Origin of the sequence: Streptomyces sp. NPDC008125 (genome assembly GCF_042957125.1) — a bacterium.
Lineage (GTDB): Bacteria > Actinomycetota > Actinomycetes > Streptomycetales > Streptomycetaceae > Streptomyces.
Map to the genome: position 1 here is coordinate 158,791 of NZ_JBIBHR010000018.1, position 16,695 is coordinate 175,485.

Annotated in this window: 10 protein-coding genes and 2 pseudogenes; 10 read left to right on the top strand and 2 right to left on the bottom strand. The window is 68.8% G+C overall.

Features of this window, described 5'->3' with window-relative positions; all coding sequences use genetic code 11:
• Positions 1-56: 56 nt before the first annotated feature.
• From ACFZAX_RS27560 to ACFZAX_RS27595, 8 genes and pseudogenes are all read left to right on the top strand, one after another.
• Positions 57-1,331 carry an ATP-grasp domain-containing protein gene (locus ACFZAX_RS27560; protein ID WP_390964969.1) on the top strand — a complete coding sequence of 425 codons (1,275 nt, stop codon included), beginning with the start codon at positions 57-59 and terminating at the stop codon, positions 1,329-1,331.
• Positions 1,328-2,656, top strand: coding sequence for an ATP-grasp domain-containing protein (locus tag ACFZAX_RS27565; RefSeq protein WP_390964970.1), 1,329 nt, complete (start codon positions 1,328-1,330; stop codon positions 2,654-2,656). The genes ACFZAX_RS27560 and ACFZAX_RS27565 overlap by 4 nt, the downstream gene beginning before the upstream one ends.
• Complete coding sequence (locus ACFZAX_RS27570; protein ID WP_390964971.1) at positions 2,653-3,351, top strand: aspartyl/asparaginyl beta-hydroxylase domain-containing protein; 699 nt, start codon at positions 2,653-2,655, stop codon at positions 3,349-3,351. The genes ACFZAX_RS27565 and ACFZAX_RS27570 overlap by 4 nt, the downstream gene beginning before the upstream one ends.
• A gap of 94 nt (positions 3,352-3,445) precedes the next feature.
• Complete coding sequence (locus tag ACFZAX_RS27575; RefSeq protein WP_390964972.1) at positions 3,446-4,555, top strand: GNAT family N-acetyltransferase; 1,110 nt, start codon at positions 3,446-3,448, stop codon at positions 4,553-4,555.
• 51 nt (positions 4,556-4,606) lie between these two features.
• Complete coding sequence (locus ACFZAX_RS27580) at positions 4,607-5,863, top strand: MFS transporter (protein WP_390964973.1); 1,257 nt, start codon at positions 4,607-4,609, stop codon at positions 5,861-5,863.
• Between the two features lie 576 nt (positions 5,864-6,439).
• Positions 6,440-7,006 (top strand): endonuclease domain-containing protein, encoded by a 567-nt coding sequence (locus ACFZAX_RS27585; RefSeq protein WP_390964974.1) that lies wholly within the window; start codon positions 6,440-6,442, stop codon positions 7,004-7,006.
• A 44-nt stretch (positions 7,007-7,050) separates the two neighbouring features.
• Positions 7,051-7,437, top strand: a complete 387-nt coding sequence (locus ACFZAX_RS27590; protein ID WP_390964975.1) for a hypothetical protein — start codon at positions 7,051-7,053, stop codon at positions 7,435-7,437.
• A 12-nt stretch (positions 7,438-7,449) separates the two neighbouring features.
• Positions 7,450-7,873, top strand: a pseudogene (locus ACFZAX_RS27595) (IS5/IS1182 family transposase); the annotation flags it as partial.
• Positions 7,874-8,005: 132 nt separating this feature from the next.
• On the opposite strand, the pseudogene ACFZAX_RS27600 reads toward ACFZAX_RS27595, so the two are convergent.
• Both ACFZAX_RS27600 and ACFZAX_RS27605 read right to left on the bottom strand, forming a co-directional pair.
• Positions 8,006-8,119 (bottom strand): annotated as a pseudogene (locus ACFZAX_RS27600) (3-hydroxyacyl-CoA dehydrogenase family protein); the annotation flags it as partial.
• A 97-nt stretch (positions 8,120-8,216) separates the two neighbouring features.
• Positions 8,217-8,999, bottom strand: a complete 783-nt coding sequence (locus ACFZAX_RS27605) for a hypothetical protein (protein ID WP_390964976.1) — start codon at positions 8,997-8,999, stop codon at positions 8,217-8,219.
• A 605-nt stretch (positions 9,000-9,604) separates the two neighbouring features.
• On the opposite strand from ACFZAX_RS27605, the gene ACFZAX_RS27610 reads away from it, so the two are divergent.
• Positions 9,605-15,991: an RHS repeat-associated core domain-containing protein gene (locus ACFZAX_RS27610; protein WP_390964977.1), complete on the top strand. Its 6,387-nt coding sequence runs from the start codon at positions 9,605-9,607 to the stop codon at positions 15,989-15,991.
• A gap of 11 nt (positions 15,992-16,002) precedes the next feature.
• Entirely contained in the window at positions 16,003-16,515 is a 513-nt protein-coding gene (locus tag ACFZAX_RS27615; RefSeq protein ID WP_390964978.1) for a hypothetical protein, read from the top strand.
• Positions 16,516-16,695 lie beyond the last annotated feature (180 nt).

Genomic DNA, 16,695 nt, shown 5'->3' on the forward strand with positions numbered 1-16,695 from the left:
CGCCCGACCACCCACGACCGGCCGCAGCCGCGGCATCCACCAGATGAGGAATCCAGTTGTCCCAGAACAAACCGGTCGTCGTGCTGGTCGACGCGTACACGTCGGGCAAGTACCTGCCCCCGGAGTTCGCCGCCCTGGGCGCGGATCTGGTGCACGTCCAGAGCACCCCGGAGTTCATGCCGTCGATGCCCGCACCCGACCTGAGCGTCTACCGCGCCGCACTGGTGCACGAGGACCTTGAGAAGACGCTGGCCAGGCTGGAGGAGTACGCGCCGCTGTGCGTCATGGCCGGGCAGGAGCCGGGTGTGCTCCTCGCCGACCAGCTCTCCGAGGGGCTCGGTCTGCCGACGAACGGCACGGCACTGTCCGAGGCCCGGCGGGACAAGTACCTCATGGGCGAGGCGCTGCGGGCCGCCGGACTGCACTGCGCGGACCAGCTCAAGAGCCGCGACACGCAGACGCTTCAGCGGTGGGCCGAGGAGGCCGACCGGTACCCGGTCGTCGTCAAGCCTCTCAACTCGGCCGCCGGCGACGGGGTGTTCATCTGCACCGACGCCGATGAGGTGCGGGCCGCGGCGGACGGGATCCTGGGCACGGAGACCATCTACGGCGACACGAACACGGAGGTGCTCGTCCAGTCCTACCTCCAGGGCACCGAGTACGTGGTCGACATGGTGTCGTACGGGAGGCGGCGCTACGTCTGCGGTGTCTGGGAGTACGAGAAGCGGCTGCTGCCCTCGGGCCGCAACATCTACGACCGCGAGCGGCTGCTGGCCGCCGACGAGGGTCCGGCACCGGAACTGATCGCCTACGTCGAGAAGGCCCTGGACGCACTCGGCGTCCACTTCGGCCCGACCCACGCCGAGGTCATCGTCACTCCCGAGGGCCCGGCCCTGGTCGAGGTCGGCACGCGCATCGCGGGGAACATGCACCCCGGCTTCCACGACGCGTGCGCGGGCGGCAACCAGGCCGCACTCACCGCGCTCGCCTACCTGGCCCCCGCGCGGTTCGTCCGGGACTACGCGGGACGGCGCTACGGCAAGGTCCGCGAGGCCATCTGCTGCACCACGTCGACGACGCGGTCCGGGATCGTCGAGAGCATCGACCAGGGCGCCGTCGCCGAGCTCTCCGGCCTGGAGACCGTGGCCCGCTTCGACCTGAAGATCGAGCCGGGCGGCATCGTCCGCCCGACCGTGGACCTTTACTCGAGCACGCTGCGGATCTTCATGTCCGCGGCCTCGATGGACGAGATCGACCGCGACTACCGGCGGATCGAAGAGATCAAGGACCGGATCTACCGGCTTCACGAGACAAGTGCGGGTGAGAAGTGAGTACGGTCGTCGTCGCGGTCTTCCCTAACTCGGGAGTACGGCCGCTGGACATAGCCAAGGCGGCCCGCGCGTGCGGACTCTCCCCGGTCTACGTGGCGCTGACCGGCGCCCTGGACGAGCAGGAGCGTGCCGAATACGCGGCGCTCGGACCGGTCGTCGAGTCCGACGAGCACGAACTGGCCCCCGCCGTAGCGGCATTGAGCGCCCACGTCCTGTCCGGCGTGACGACGTTCAGCGAGGGCCTGGTGCCCTTCACCGCCCGGCTCGCCCAAGCGCTTGAACTGCCGTACCACGACCTGGAGACGGTGACCCGGCTCACCGACAAGAGCGCTCAGCGGCAACGCCTCGCCGAGCGGAAGGTGGACGCCGTCCGGTCGGTCGCGGTGACCAGCCGCGCCGAGGCTCTCGCACTCCTCGACGAGTGGCCCGGCCCCGTCGTGGTCAAGCCGGTACGCGGCCAGAGCAGCATCGACACCCACTTCGTGGCGAGCGCGGCCGACTTCCCCGAGGAGCTGACGCCCACCGCCGAACGCCCCTTCGTCGTCGAGGAGTTCCTGCGCGGCCGGGACGAGGGCGACTTCGGGGACTACGTCTCGGTCGAATCCCTGGTCGTGGACGGCACCGCCCACACCCTCGGTGTCACCGGCAAGTTCCCGCTGATGCCGCCGTTCCGCGAGCACGGCGGGTTCGTGCCCTCCCACCTCGCTCCGGCCGAACACGGAAGCGTGGCCCGGCTCGCCAACGACGCCGCGCTCGCCCTCGGCATCCGCCAGGGCCTGGTCCACACCGAGATCAAGCTGACCCCCGAGGGCCCGAGGATCATCGAGGTCAACGGTCGCCTCGGCGGGTTCGTGGCCGACATGTACCAGCGCGCCCTGGGCATCGACCTGCACGAGCTGGGCATCCGGGCAGCATGCGGCCTTCCGGTGCGGCTTCCCGAACATCGTCCGGACTCCGTGGAGTTCCAGTACTTCGGACTCTCCCCGGTGCCCGGCGGCGGTGTTCTGCACCGCGTGGAGGGCGTCGAGACGATGCTCAAGGAGCCCGGCGTCGTCAGGCACTGGCAGCGCCTGGCCGTCGGCGGACAACTCCCGCCGGCCGCGACCTCGTTCTTCATGGACATTCTGATCGGCAGCGCCCCCGACCACGCCGCGATGCTGGAGACCATCGACCGCGCGCTGACCCATCTGCGGCTCACCTTCGCGGAGTCCGGCGGCGGTACGAGCGTGTGGCAGGCGCGCCGCGGCGGGATGAAGCGCATCGGGTGGACGCCACCACCCGCTCCACCGCACACCGGATCCGACACGACCAGGAGTACGCCTTGAAGGGCTCCCCGTACCTCAACAACCCGCGCGCGCAGGCTCTCAACAACTGGATCTTCCTGCGCAAGGCGGGCGGCAGGAACCGCCGCCGCATCATGCCCTCGCACGCCGTCTTCCCCGAGGTCTGGGAGCTGGAGCGGCAGTTCCCGGCCGTCCAGGCCGAGGTGGACGCACTGCTCGCGAGCCGCAGCATCCCGACGTACGACACCTTCGACCCGGAGCGCGCGGCCCAGGTGTCCGAGGAGTGGAAGCTCTACTACGCGTACATGTTCGGGAACAGCAACAAGCTGGCCAAGAAGGACCTGCCGACCCTGCTGTCCTTCGCCCAGAACACCCCGAACGTGGTCAACGCCTTCGTCTCCATCCTGGAGCCGGGTGTCGTGCTGCCCTCGCACAAAGACCCGTACGCGGGCATCCTCCGCTACCACCTCGGCATCCGGATCCCCAAGGACAATCCGCCGCGCATCCGCCTCGCGGACGAGTACCACCAGTGGAAGGAGGGCGAGAGCGCCGTCCTCGACGTCTCACTGGAACACGAGGTCGTCAACGACAGCACCGAAGCGCGCGTGATCGTCATCATCGACTTCCGCCGCCCCATGGGCCCGCTCGCCGGTCTGCTCAACCGCTACTGCCTGTGGCAGAAGCGCAAGTTCGCCCCGCAGTTCGTCGAGGCCTCCAAGTACGACGTCATGCACTGACGCGCACCGCGGGGCCGGAGCACCGACGCTCCAGCCCCGCCGGCACCGACTCCCCACCGAACCACCCGATCCAGCGACACCAGGAGGGCGCCCCGTGCTCACCACGACGACGACCGTACGGCAGCCCGGCGGGGTCCACGCCGTCGAGCGGGCCGCCGACCTGCCCAGGGAGGGCTGGGACGCCCTGACCGGACCGTCCGACATCTTCCTCACCTGCCGCTGGCTCGACGTCGTCGAAGCGACCGCCGGGGTCCCCATGACGTACCTGTGGACGGAGCGCGAGGGACGGCCCGTCGCGGGCCTGGCGACCGCGACCGCCACCACCTCCGTGCCGTGGGCGCTCGGCCGCCCCGACGTGGTGCTGCGCAACAGCGCGGAGGCCGAACTGCCGGGGGCGGCGGAGATGCTGGCCGGTGTCGGGGACGACCCCTCAAAGACGCTCATGCCCGCGCTGGTGGCGGGTGGCCGCCACGTCGGCAGTACACGCGTCCTGCGCTCTCCCGAGGCCACCGACGAGGACGTCGAGTCACTGGTCGAGGCCGCCGAGGCCCTGGCGCGCGAGGCCGGTCTCGCCTCGGTGTGCTTCCTCTACCTCGACGAACAGGACGCGGACCTCGCCAAGACCCTGGACGCGCGCGGCTACCTCTCGTACACGACCGGCCGCTACAGCACCCTGCGGGTACCGGAGGACGGGTTCGACGGCTACCTCGCCGCCCTGCCGCGCAAGCGCCGGGTGTCCATCGGCGCCGAGCGCCGCCGGATACGGGAGGCGCAGGCCCAGGTCGCCGTCGAGTCCCTGGACACGGCGGACCTGCCGCGCTTCGCGGAACTCGAGTCCGGGCTGCTCGCCAAGTACGGCATCGACATCCGTCCCGACCAGGTCCTCGCGCAGATCCGCCAGGTCCGCGACTGCTTCGGCGACGACGCGTTCGCCGTCGTGGCACGCGCCGAGGACGAAGTCCGCGGCTACGGCCTGATCCTGCGACACGGCGACCACTGGTACGCGCGCCAGACCGGCTACGACTACGCCTACCAGGAACGCACCGGGCTTCCGCTGTACTTCGAGGTCCTCTACTACCGCCTGCTCGAAGAAGCCGCCTCGGCAGGGGTCACCACCCTGCACTACGGCCTCGGCAGCGAGCGCGCCAAGCGCTCCCGAGGCTGCACGGCCACGGAACAGCGCTGCCGACTGCTCCGGCTGTGATCCGCCGCCCGGCCCCGAACCCATCCCGCAGGCACCGAAGGACTCCGTGACATGACATCCACCACTGTGAAGAGCGTGCGCGGGTCCGCTCCCGTGCTCCCGCGCGGGCCCGGTGTCGTCTGGTTCGGCCTGTCGGAAGTCGTCAAGGCGCTGGGCACCGGCTTCTTCTACCCCTTCTCCCTGCTGTTCTTCACCGAGCTGTCGGGGGAGTCGCTGCGCTCGGTCGGCCTGGTCCTGACCGTCACGGCGCTCGCGGTGCTGCCGGGGCTCTTCGCGGTCGGCCGTCTGGTCGACCGGGTCGGGCCGAAGCCCGTGCTCATCGCGGCCGCGCTGGTCCGCGTCGCCTGCTTTGTGGGCATCGTCTCCTTCCGGGGCCTCGCCCCCCTGGTCGTGTGCACCCTGCTGCTGGCCCTCGGCAACCGGGCCGAGCAGGCGTCGAGCCCGCTGCTCGCGATCCGGCTGGCCCCGGAGGGGCAGAGCGGCCAGTGGCTCGCGCTGACCCGGGTCGCCTTCAACGCGGGGATCGGCGCCGGGGCCCTCCTGGCCAGCCTGTTCATCGTGGACACGGCGTCGGGGTTCGTCGTGCTGGGTGTCGTCACCGCCGCCGGCTTCGTCCTCACGGCTCTGCTGTACCTCCGCGTACCGCCGGGGCGGCCGACCGAACCCGCGCGGCGCAGGGGCCTGGGCGGCAGCCAGGCCGCACCCTGGCGCGACCTGCCCTTCCTGCGTACGGCGGGCGCGAACGCCCTGCTCCTGACGTCCGCCCTGGCGGTGGAGAGTGCCCTGCCCGTGTTCGTCCTGCGCGAGCTGCGCATGCCGTCGTGGATCGTGGGCGTGCTGTTCGCGGTCAACACCGTTCTGCTCACCTTGCTGCAACTGCCCCTGAGCCGGGTGCTGGAACGGTTCCGGCCGGGGCTCGTACTCGCCGTCGGCGGAATGTCGTACGCCGCGCTGTACGCGGCCGCGCTGCTGGCCGGGAACGTGCCGAGAGGGGCCCAGATCACCCTGCTGGTCGCCGGTATGGCCGTGTACACCCTCGGGGAACTGTCCGTCTCCCAGGCCGCCATGGTGATGCTGACGAGCTTGCCACCCAAGCAGGAGCAGGGCGCCTACCTGGCGTTCAACCAACTGTTCGCGGGCGGCGCGACGGCCCTCGCCCCGCTGCTCGTGGCCACCCTGCTGGCCAGCTTCCCGCTGACGCTCTGGTGGGTCCTGGCGGCCGGCAGCGTGATGGCGGCGCTCCTGGCCATGACGGTCCTGCACACGCACGAGCGGGCCGCCGCCCGTTCCCTCGAAGCCGAAGCGTGACCCGGCCGCGAGCGCGTCACCGCCGCGGTCCGTCCCGGGCGAATCGCACACCGAAGGCGTGGTTCGGCGTGCCCGCGCCGTCCCGCGTGGACCAGGTGGACGGCGACCTGGGCATCTCCGATTCTTCCCGCCGTGCCCGTGCCCGTGCCCGTGCCCGTGCCCGCGGCCTGGGCGCAGGACGCCCACCGTGCCGGTGCCCTCCGGGAGACGCTCACCAGCGTCGTCGGCCGACCTCCGACAGCGCTTCCCGCCCGTGGCACCGGAGTCACCATGCCCCTGGCTGCCCGTGAACTCCTGCGCGCCAACCGTGCACCCGAACGGAGCGCGAAGATCCTCGCGGACGGCAGAGTCGCCGAGCTTCCCGAACGCCGCTCCGTCCATGGGGAGTCAGGGGGTCCTTGGCCAAGCTCCTCTCTGGTCACGCTTCACCTGGCCGGAGTCATGGAGGACGGGTCCCGGCAGCCGGACAGAACAGCAGCAGGACAGCCCAGCAGGGCGTCGGTCAGTGCCCGAGCCACGACCACCGGAGCCTGAGTATCAGCATCATTGTCAGTGCCGAGCGCTAACGTCTCCTCGGTGACGAGCACATGGTTCGAGGGCGCCGGTGGTCCTGGCGACTGCCGGATTTGCGACGAGTTCATCCATGAGGACGAGCGGTACAGCAAGAACCTTTGCCGGGGATGCGGCCCGGCCGAGGCCCAGGCGCGGCGATACCGACTTTCCTTGCCACGGGTCAATGCGATTCTGCGCATCCAGAACGACTACTGCGCGATATGCGGCGACAGCCCCGGAGACGACGCGTCTGACGGCCCGATCTGGTGGCAGATCGATCACGACCACACGTGCTGCACCGGCTGTCCGAGCTGTGTTCGCGGTCTGCTGTGCCGCCCCTGCAACGTGAAGCTCGGCCGCTACGAGGACCAGATGCGGCGCGGTTGCTTGAGGGGGTGGAACGTACAGAAGGTCGATGACTACCTTGCGAATCCGCCGGCGAAAGGCACCGAGGCCCGCAAACTCCACCCCGACGACTACGGATGGGCGCGCGTCAGGTATACGGCCTTCTCGTGGCGAACCCTCACTTGGAGGGGCAGGGCTGGGCCGTGTCTGACAAATGATCACGATGGGGGTGACCGCGTTGTGTGAAGACACGATGCCTTTCGTCCAGGCCGACGATCTACGCTGGCTCGATGGGGAATGACCGACGCATCCGCCATCTCGTGGTCAACGACGCCGTCTGGCGTTGGACTGTCCGGCAGCGGGTGAGACCGGACTACGCTGACTGTCGGCTGACCCTTTTTCTCTTCCCAGAGGTGCCGGCGCAAGGCTTTCGACGCCGACTGTCCTTGGTCTTTGCCCCGGGCACGGACAGGATCGTCTCGAACTCGTACTTCGAGGCGGGCACGGTCGTGCGCCTCCCGGATCGCGCCTGGCTCAACCTGTACGAGCCGGGAACGGTTCGACGCCTGCTCGACGCCGCGGCGCCTGCCCTGGACACTGGGGCATCGGTGCAGAACCTCGAAGTAGACGGCTGGCCCTACTTCGCTGAAGTCGTGGACCACAGCCCATGCCGCTGAGACTCATACCGGAACGTGAACGACTCCACGATGTTGACGCGGGGGCTGGGGGCCATCGGGGTGCCGCGCGCCACGGTTGGCAGGCCGCGACGCCGTCCCGACCGGGTGCTGGCCGACAAGGCGGATTCCTTTCGGGCCATCCGGGCCGGCCTGCGGCGACGCGGCATCCGGGCCGGCCTGCGGCGACACGGCATCCGGGCCACCATCTCCCAACGCTCCGACCAGGTGGCCCATCGCAAGCGGCGCGGCACCCGCGGCGGCGGCCACCGGCCTTCGACGGAGAGCGGAACAAGAGCCGCAACATGGTCGAGCACGGCCTCAACCGGCTCGAGCATTTTCGCGCGATCGCGACCCGCTTCGACGAGCTCGCCGCCCGTACCGGGCGGGACCACACCTGGCCTCGCTCATGTTGTGGCTCCACGACACCGCAGCATGATCATTCATCGGACACGGCCCAGGAGTTGCAGATCATCAACGCGTCGTGTCGGGCTTCTGGGTGAGGTCGCTGTCCTGTACGGACGTTCCCTGACGGGCCCGGCGGCGTCAACGCCGGGCCCGCTGGGGACGGTCAGGCGTACGGGTAGAATCCCGCGGCCGACTTCCGGCCGAGCCGGCCCGCGTCCACCATGCGCTGGAGCAGCGGGGGAGCGGCGTACAGGGGCTCCTTGTACTCCGCGTACAACTAATCGGCGCAGCGTGTAGCCCTTTGACCTGCGGTTTCGGTGCTTGCGTGGCGGCTCTTCCGTCGCCAGGGACTTCTCAGGGACTTTCGATCTGCATCACACGAGCCACGTGTCCATCGCGGCCAGCCCGCGCTTGCCTGCGCCCGGCATGAAGTGAGCGTAGTAGTCGAGCGTGACCTTCGGGGAGGAGTGCCCCAGCCAGGTCGCCACGCTGACGATGGACTCGCCGGCCTCCAACTGCGCACTCGCGAAGGTGTGGCGCAGGACGTGGAACATGTCCGGCCGTGAGCGCTCGTAGATGGGGTAGAGGCGGACGCGCGAACCGTAACTCTCCACCTTCTCTCCAACCCGGCGCAGTACCCTCGCGGTTACGAGGGCGGGCTTCCAGCTGCGCTCGTTCCATGTCCGGGGGTTGATCCGAAGCCCGTGGGAGGTGCTCAGCACGAGTCGCACGGTGATCGGCTTGCGCTGGCGCTCTTCCAACTCGGTCGTCGGCGTCTCAGGGTTCCGCCACGGGAGGGTGCACTCGACCGGCGGGAAGAGCTCGAAGTGGAGCCGAACGCGGCGGGCGAGGTTCGGAGGAAGGGGAACATCAAGGGTCTTCTTCACCGCCGCCAAGGTCCTCCGGGCGTGCGGCACGAGCTGCACGACCTTCTCGGCGGCGTCACGAGCGAGATCGTCCAGGACCGACTGGTAGATGTCCCGGGTGATCCGCGTGTCCGAGTGGCCGAGAGTTTCGAAGACCACCTTGATGTCGACCCCGGCAGCGAGCATCTGCGACGTGGCGAAGATCGTGGAGGCGGATCGGAGGGAGACCAGCGGATTCCACCAGACGCTTGAAAAGGTCGCTGCCCTTGCCGAGGTGCAGAAGGAAGCCATCCTCCTGGGTGAAGATCCGGCCGGTGGCCTACCAGCCCTCGCCCCACGCCTCCAGCTCCCGTTGCTGGCGGGCCTTGCGAGACAGGAGGTCCTGTTTCGTCTCCTCCCCGAGGGCGATCGGCCGAATGCCGCTGGCGGTCTTGGGGCGCCCTCGTGGACCTCCCAGCCGTCCTGCACGAGCTGGGCGGCGATGGCGAGCGAAGCGAGCAGTGACTCCCGCATAAGGGGGCGCTCCACTGTTTCGCGACGCGGAGGGGCAGAAGACTTCACGAATGTAAAGGATTGGTAGATCTTTTCCTTGAACCTTCATTGACCAACTGACGATCCGACCACCGATTGAGCAGTAATACGTAGTGGACAAATAGCTACATTGATCGCGCCGAAAGCGTTGACGCGCACGACCGCGACCCTCGATCGGAACCCTGTGATCCGCTTGTGATTGCGTGACTGCGATCCTTCAGCCTTACTGCGCACTTATGTGAAGTGGGCGTGAAGGAGACGTGATGGGGATTCGATTCCTGGGTGGGGCTCAGCCTCCCTCGAGGTTGGCTTCTGCTGAGGCGAGACGCAAGCGGCTGAGGCGCATAGCGGGCTCACTGGGCTTGTTGCTCGCTGTTGAAGCGGCCATCGTCGTCGAGGCGACCGGCCAGACAGTCGCGTTCGCAAGCGAACCGTCGGTGGCTGCCGCCGCTCCCGCCTTGACACCGTCGCTGAGCGGTCCGGCGGAGGCGGCCAATGAGTCGTCCGCGCTCCTGACTGCCCGGTTGCAGAAGCGCAGGATCGAGGTGATGAACGCGAGGACAAGCTCCGCGCAGACCTTCGCCAACCCCGACGGGACTCTGTCGTACGAGACCTCCGCGCAACCGCGCTGGGTCAAGAAGCACGGCGAGTGGACGGACGTTGACACCACTCTGGTGACGACAGGGAACGGTGATCTCACCCCTGCGGCGAGCGAGTCGCCGCTGGTGCTGTCCGGGGGCGGCGAGGGGCCGCTGGTCGACATGACCGTGGACGGCAAGCAGACCAAGCTGGTCTGGTCCACGTCTCTGCCCAAGCCGACCGTCAAGGGAGCCACGGCCACCTACGCCGACGTGCTTGCTTCGGGAGTCGACCTCCAGGTCACCGCCACCGCCGCCGGCGGGGCCGAGGAGACCCTGGTGGTGAAGAACGCCACCGCCGCGGCCGATCCAGCGCTGACCGACCTCGTCCAGACCGTGTCCACGAGCAACGGCATCACCGCGACTACGGACGCGGGTGGGAATCTGACCGTCGAGGACAGCAAGGGTGATGCCATCGTCACCTCGCCCGCGCCCGTCATGTGGGACTCCGCGACCAACGCCGCCGACCCTGCAACCGTGACAGACCCCGAGAGCACCAGCACGGTCTCGGGTGGCGACAACGCGGCCGGCAGGGCCACCGTGGCCCTGGCGCGCCTCAAGCCCCCACCCGGCACACGCTCCAGCGCCCAGGCCCCGGGCTCGCGCGCCCACCGGGCCCGCGTGAAAAGCAGCCTGAAGGACCACAAACTTCACCTGCTCGTGGACCAGAACCTGCTGAGGGCCAAGAGCACGGTCTACCCGGTGTACGTGGACCCCGCCTACGTGCCCCACTCCGAAACCGGCTCAACGCTGCACTACGACCAGGTGCAGGAGGCCTACCCGTCCACGTCGAACTACGACGCCGCACCCGGCTCCGGCCTGGCCGTGGGCTACCAGGGCTTCTCCTCCCCCTACGGGATCGAGCGGACCTACTACAACCTGAGCCTGCCCGCCCGCATCAACGGCACCACCATCCTGTCGGGCAAGCTCAACACCACGGTCACCTACGCGGCCGCCTCCGGGTCGAACTCCACAACGATCAACGCCTTCTCGACCGGTTCGATCAGCTCGACGACCACCTGGAGCAAGCAGCCCGCCAAGTCCACCAGCGCGGCGAACCCGAACTACCCGAGCCCGAACGCGTCAACGACGTTCACCACCACGAGCTCCTCGCCCAACAAAGCGGTGTCGTTCGATGTGACCGCCGGGATGCAGTACCTGGCGAACATCTCCAACGGCAACTGGACCCTGGGGCTCTTCAACAGCACCGAGAGCAACTCCACCGACCTGGTGCGGTTCGCGTCGAACCCGACGTTCACGATCACGTACAACTCTCATGCCACGACCAGCTCGCAGGCGATCTCCCCGTCGGCGGTCAACGCCTACAACGGCAAGCGTTACGTCACCTCGCTGACCCCGTCCTTGTCGGCGAAGGTCACCGACGCCGACGGCGACAACGCCCAGGGCCAGTACGAGATCACCGCCGACCCCGCCGTCGCGGACACCACCTACGCCTACACGGCGTACGGCAAGACGGTGGCCTCCGGCGCCACCTCCACCCTTGCCGTCCCGGCCGCCAACGCCTTCCCCGCAGGCGTGCACCTTCGCTACCGGGTACGCGCCTTCGACGGCACCGACTACGGCACCTGGTCGGGCTACACCGCCTTCGTGATGAACACCGGGCTGCCCACCGCACCCGCCATCGCCTGCACCCCCTACAGCCAGGACACCTGGACCACCAAAGCCGACGGCACGGTGACCTGCACCCTGGACACCGCCTCCACCGACGGGCAGGGCTACTCCTGGGGCCTGGACGACCCGGCTGCCCCCAAGCGCATCGACGACACGGTGGACGGAAGCGGCGGCGACCCGCTGACCGTGTCCATCACCCCGGGCGACGGCTGGCACACCCTGTACGCCAAGACCATCGACTCCGGCGGCAACATCTCCGCCACCACCACGAAGTACTCCTTCGGCGTGGGAGCCGACGGGGCCGCCCTGCTGTCCCCGGGCGACGGTGACACCAGCGCCCGGCGCGTATCGCTGACCGCCACGGGCAAGACCTCCTACACCGGGGTCACCTACCAGTACCGGCGCGGTGAGACCGACACCTGGCACACCGTCCCGCTCGCGGACGTGACCAAGACCTCCGACGGCAGCGCTGTGGCGGCCTGGCCGGCGGCAGTGGCCAACGGTGTTCCCGCAGGCCTGACCTGGAACATCACGAAGTCGCTGACCGAGGACGGGGCGATCGACATCCGTGCCGCGTTCACGAACGGCACCGCGACCGGTTACTCCCAGGCGAACACCATCACGGTGGACCGCAACGCGGGCACCGCGCCGTCCGACGACGTCGGTCCCGGCTCGGTCAACGACCTGACCGGTGACTACACCCTGTCCGACACGGACGCCTCCGGGTTCGGACTCAGCGTGACGCGCACCGCCTCCTCCCGCCGCCCGACCGCAGGCTCCGACGCCGAGGGCCAGGCGGCGATCTTCGGCCCGCAGTGGACCTCGGGCACCACCGCCGAAATCACCGACTCCGACTGGGCCTACGTCCGCAAGACCTCGGCCACCTCGGTGGCGCTGGTCGACGTGGACGGCGACGAGACCGGCTTCACCGCCACCACCACCGGCGGCTGGAAGAGCGAGCCCGGCGCAGAGGACCTGACCCTGACCGGGTCGCTCACCGGCTCCTTCACCCTGAAGGACACCGAGGGCACCACCACCACCTTCGCGAAGGTCGCCTCGGCGGCGACGACCTGGCAGGTGTCCACCTCCTACCTGCCGACCGACAACTCCACCACCAAGGTGGTCTCCGAAGCGGTCACCTCGGGCACCAGCACCCTGGCCCGCCCCAAGTACCTCATCGCCCCGACCACCGCGGTCACCGCCTCCACCTGCGAGAGCACCCCGGCGGCTAAGGGCTGCCGGATGCTGGAGTACGTCTACGCGACCTCCACCACCGCCACCAGCACCGCACCCGGCGACTTCACCGGCCGCGTCGCCCAGATCAAGGAATGGGCCACCACTCCCGGCGCCTCCGCATCGACCTCCACCGTCATCGCGCAGTACGCCTACGACACCACCGGGCAGCTGCGCCAGACCTGGGACCCGCGCATCAGCCCCGCGCTGAAGACCGCTTACGGCTACGACAGCGCCGGCCGCGTGACCACCCTGACCCCGCCGGGCGAACTCCCCTGGACCCTCACCTACGGCACTGCCGGAAACGCAGCCACCGCAGGGACAGGCATGCTGCTCGCAGCCTCCCGCCCGAACCTGACCCAGGGCAGCGCCAGCACCCCGGATGGCACCACGGCCATCACCAGCGTGGTCTACGACGTCCCGCTCACCGGGGCCAAGGCGCCCAACGCCATGGGCACCTCGGACGTGGCCGCCTGGGGCCAGAGCGATGTCCCCACCGACGCGACCGCCGTCTTCCCGGCCGACTCGGTTCCCACCTCGCACACCGGCTCCGACCTGGCGGCCTCGGACTACACCCGGGCCACCGTCTCGTACGCGGACGCATCGGGACGCGAGGTCAATACCGCCACCCCCGGCAAGCACCTCACCACCACGGAGTACGACACCCACGGCAACACGATCCGTGAACTTAACCCCTCGGACCGCGAGTTGGCCCTGTCGGGCAGCGGCGGGCAGCTCGCCGAGCTGACCGCGCTGGACATCGACGGCCTGTCCACCGCCGACCGCGCCCAGCAACTGTCCACCACCTCGGTGTACTCCGCCGACGGCCTGCGTGAAACCGACGAGTACGGGCCGCTGCACCAGGTCACTTTGGCCTCCGTGCTCAAGGCCGGGGCAGGCGGCAGCGACATTCCCGCGGGAACGACCATTCCGGCCCGCTCCCACACCGCCAACAGCTACGACGAGGGCCGTCCCACCGACGGCACCGCCACCGTCGCCAACCAGGTCACCACCACCAAGTCCGGTGCGACGGTGTCGGGCTATCCCGCCGACGCCGACGTGCGCACCACCACGACCGCCTACGACTGGGTCAAGGGCCTGCCGACCACCGAGGTCACCGACCCGAGCGGCCTAGCCATCACCAAGACCACGTCGTACGACTCTCAGGGCCGGGTCATCAAGACTCTCCAGCCCAAGTCCAGCGGCAGCGACGCGGGCGCCACCGTCACCACGTACTACGCGGCCACCGGCACGGGCGCCTGCAACGGCCGCCCGGAATGGGCCGACCAAGTCTGCTCCACCGGCCCTGCCGGAGCGATCACCGGCGGCGGCTCCAACCCCACCCAGCTGCCCACCAAGACGGTGGAATACGACCGCTGGGGCAACACGTCCAAGGTCACCGAGACGGCGAACTCCGTCACCCGCACCACGGACACCACCTACGACAGCGCGGGCCGCACGACCAAGGTCGCCATCAGCGGCGGCACCGGCACCGCTGTGCCGGACAGCTCCACCACGTACACCGCCGACAGCGGCGACGTGGCCACCGTGACGACCAGAGCGGGCACCATCACCCATACGTACGACGCTCTCGGCAGGGAGATCAGCTACAAGGACGGAGCGGGCAACACCGCCACGACCGCCTACGACGCCCTCGGGCGCCCCGCGAAGGTGACCGACTCCGCACCCTCCACCACCACCTACACCTACGACACCGCCAAGGACCCGCGCGGCCTGGAAACCTCCCGCACCGACTCGGTAGCGGGAACCTTCACCGCCGCCTACGACAGTGACGGTGAACTGGCCACCGAGGCGCTGCCCGGCGGTTACACGCTGAACGTCACCCAGGACGAGACCGGTACGGAAACCTCCCGGGTTTACACCCGGGACAGCGACAACGTCGTCGTCTCCTCCGACACCGCCGACCACAGCGCCCAGGATCAGACGGTCGACGAGACCGGATCCAACGGCCAGACCCGCGCCCGCAGCTACAGCTATGACGCGGCAGGCCGCCTCACCCGGGCCGACGACACCGCGCCCGACGGGTCCTGCACGCGCCGCGACTACACCTTCGACAAGAACACCAACCGCACCGCCCTGGCCACCGCGACCAGCGCAGGCGGCACCGACTGCACCACCACCGGGGCCGCGACCACGGCGTACACCTACGACAGCGCCGACCGCCTCACCACCAGCGGCACCGTTTACGACGCCCTGGGCCGCACCACTACCCAGGCAACGGGCGCCACCATCGGCTACTACGCCAACGACCTCGTCCGCACCCAGACCTCAGGCACCAACCGCCAGACCTGGACCCTGGACGCGGCCGGCCGCCTCGCCGCCTGGACCACCGAAACCCAAGCCGCAGACAGCACTTGGAGCCAGACCGGCTCCAAGGCCAACCACTACGGAGCCGACAGCGACAGCCCCGACTGGACCCAGGAAACCGCCTCAGCGGTCACCCGCAACGTCCAGGGCATCGACGGCGACCTCGACGCAGTCACCAGCGCCACCGGTGACACCGTCCTCCAGCTGACGGACCTGCACGGCGACACCACCGTCCAACTCCCGCTGGACACCACCAAGTCCGCCACCGCTCTCTCATACGACGAGTACGGCAACCCCGAGAACGACAGCACCGCCGCCCGCTACGGCTGGCTCGGCAGCAAGCAGCGCTCCAGTGAAACAGTCACCGGCGCCACCCTCATGGGAGTCCGCCTCTACGACCCCACCACGGGACGCTTCCTCTCCGTCGACCCCATCCCCGGCGGGAATGCCAACGCCTACGAATACTGCACCGGCGATCCGATCAACTGCCTCGACCTCGATGGGCGGTTCGGCTGGGGTAAATGGCTTGACCGCGCAGGAACCGGACTCGCGATAGCCGGAATGTTCGGCTGCGCCGCCTGTTCTGCGATTTCCGCCGGGATCTCTCTTGGGCGCGGAATCTACAAGGTCCGGCATCACGATCGGTCCGGCTGGATGGATATAGCCGGGAGTGCCACGTTCGGCGCGGGTAAGGGATTCCGATACGCAGGAAAGTTCTGGAAGGGCCGCAAGATGGCCCGATACGCCAAGGGAGCCAGGGGTCGCGGAAGGTACAACAAGCGGATGCGCAGCAGAGCGGCGAAAGCAAACCGCCGCTACCATCACCGTTACACGCGACGCGCTGACGGGATCGACCGTTGGTACGGCGGTGCCACCACGGCCTACGGTCTGTACGGCGAGTATCGATCTCACCGATGGTAAGGAAATGCGTGATGACCCGGTTGGGCGAGAAAATAATTCATCCTTGCGAGACCCTCTTGGTCACCCTCATTTTCCTTGTTTTCACGCGAGGAGATCGCAGGGAGGCAGCACTATCTGCCGCTGAATCCGACAAGGCGGTATCAGACCTGCTCCAGGCCCGGCCCGGAAAGATCCATCGCCGAGATGCGAACAGCGTGTGGAACCCAGGAGCGGCCGCACTGGCGCTCCGCTCATGGTTCTGGTTCGTGGTTGCGGCTCTCCTCGGAGTCGGGATGCTCCTGCTGCTCCTGAGCATCCCAGCCGGTGATCCGTATCTGCCGGTCGCGCTCTCTCTGATCCCTGCAGTGCCGAGTGCGCTGTTCGTGTCCCGCCAGCTCAGCCACCTGCTGGCCCAGCGGGCGCTGCGAACCGGGATGGCGGGACCGAGAAATCTCGCCTGGGTCGGCCGTTGGCTCAGCGGAGGAGCCGTACTCGTTCTTGCGTTGGCACTGTGGGCACTCTGGGCGACGATCCTCGTCCTCTGACTGGGCCCACTCTCTACCCCGATGAGGTGAAGCAGTCACATCTATGGCTGCTTCACCTCATCGGGGCCATTCCGGATATCCCTTGAGAGGGCGTTAAGTCCGATCTTCCTCGGTTCGTGATCGCTCGATCGTGGGACTGATCGCCGTACGAGCCAGCCGTTCGCCATGTGCATGCTGGGA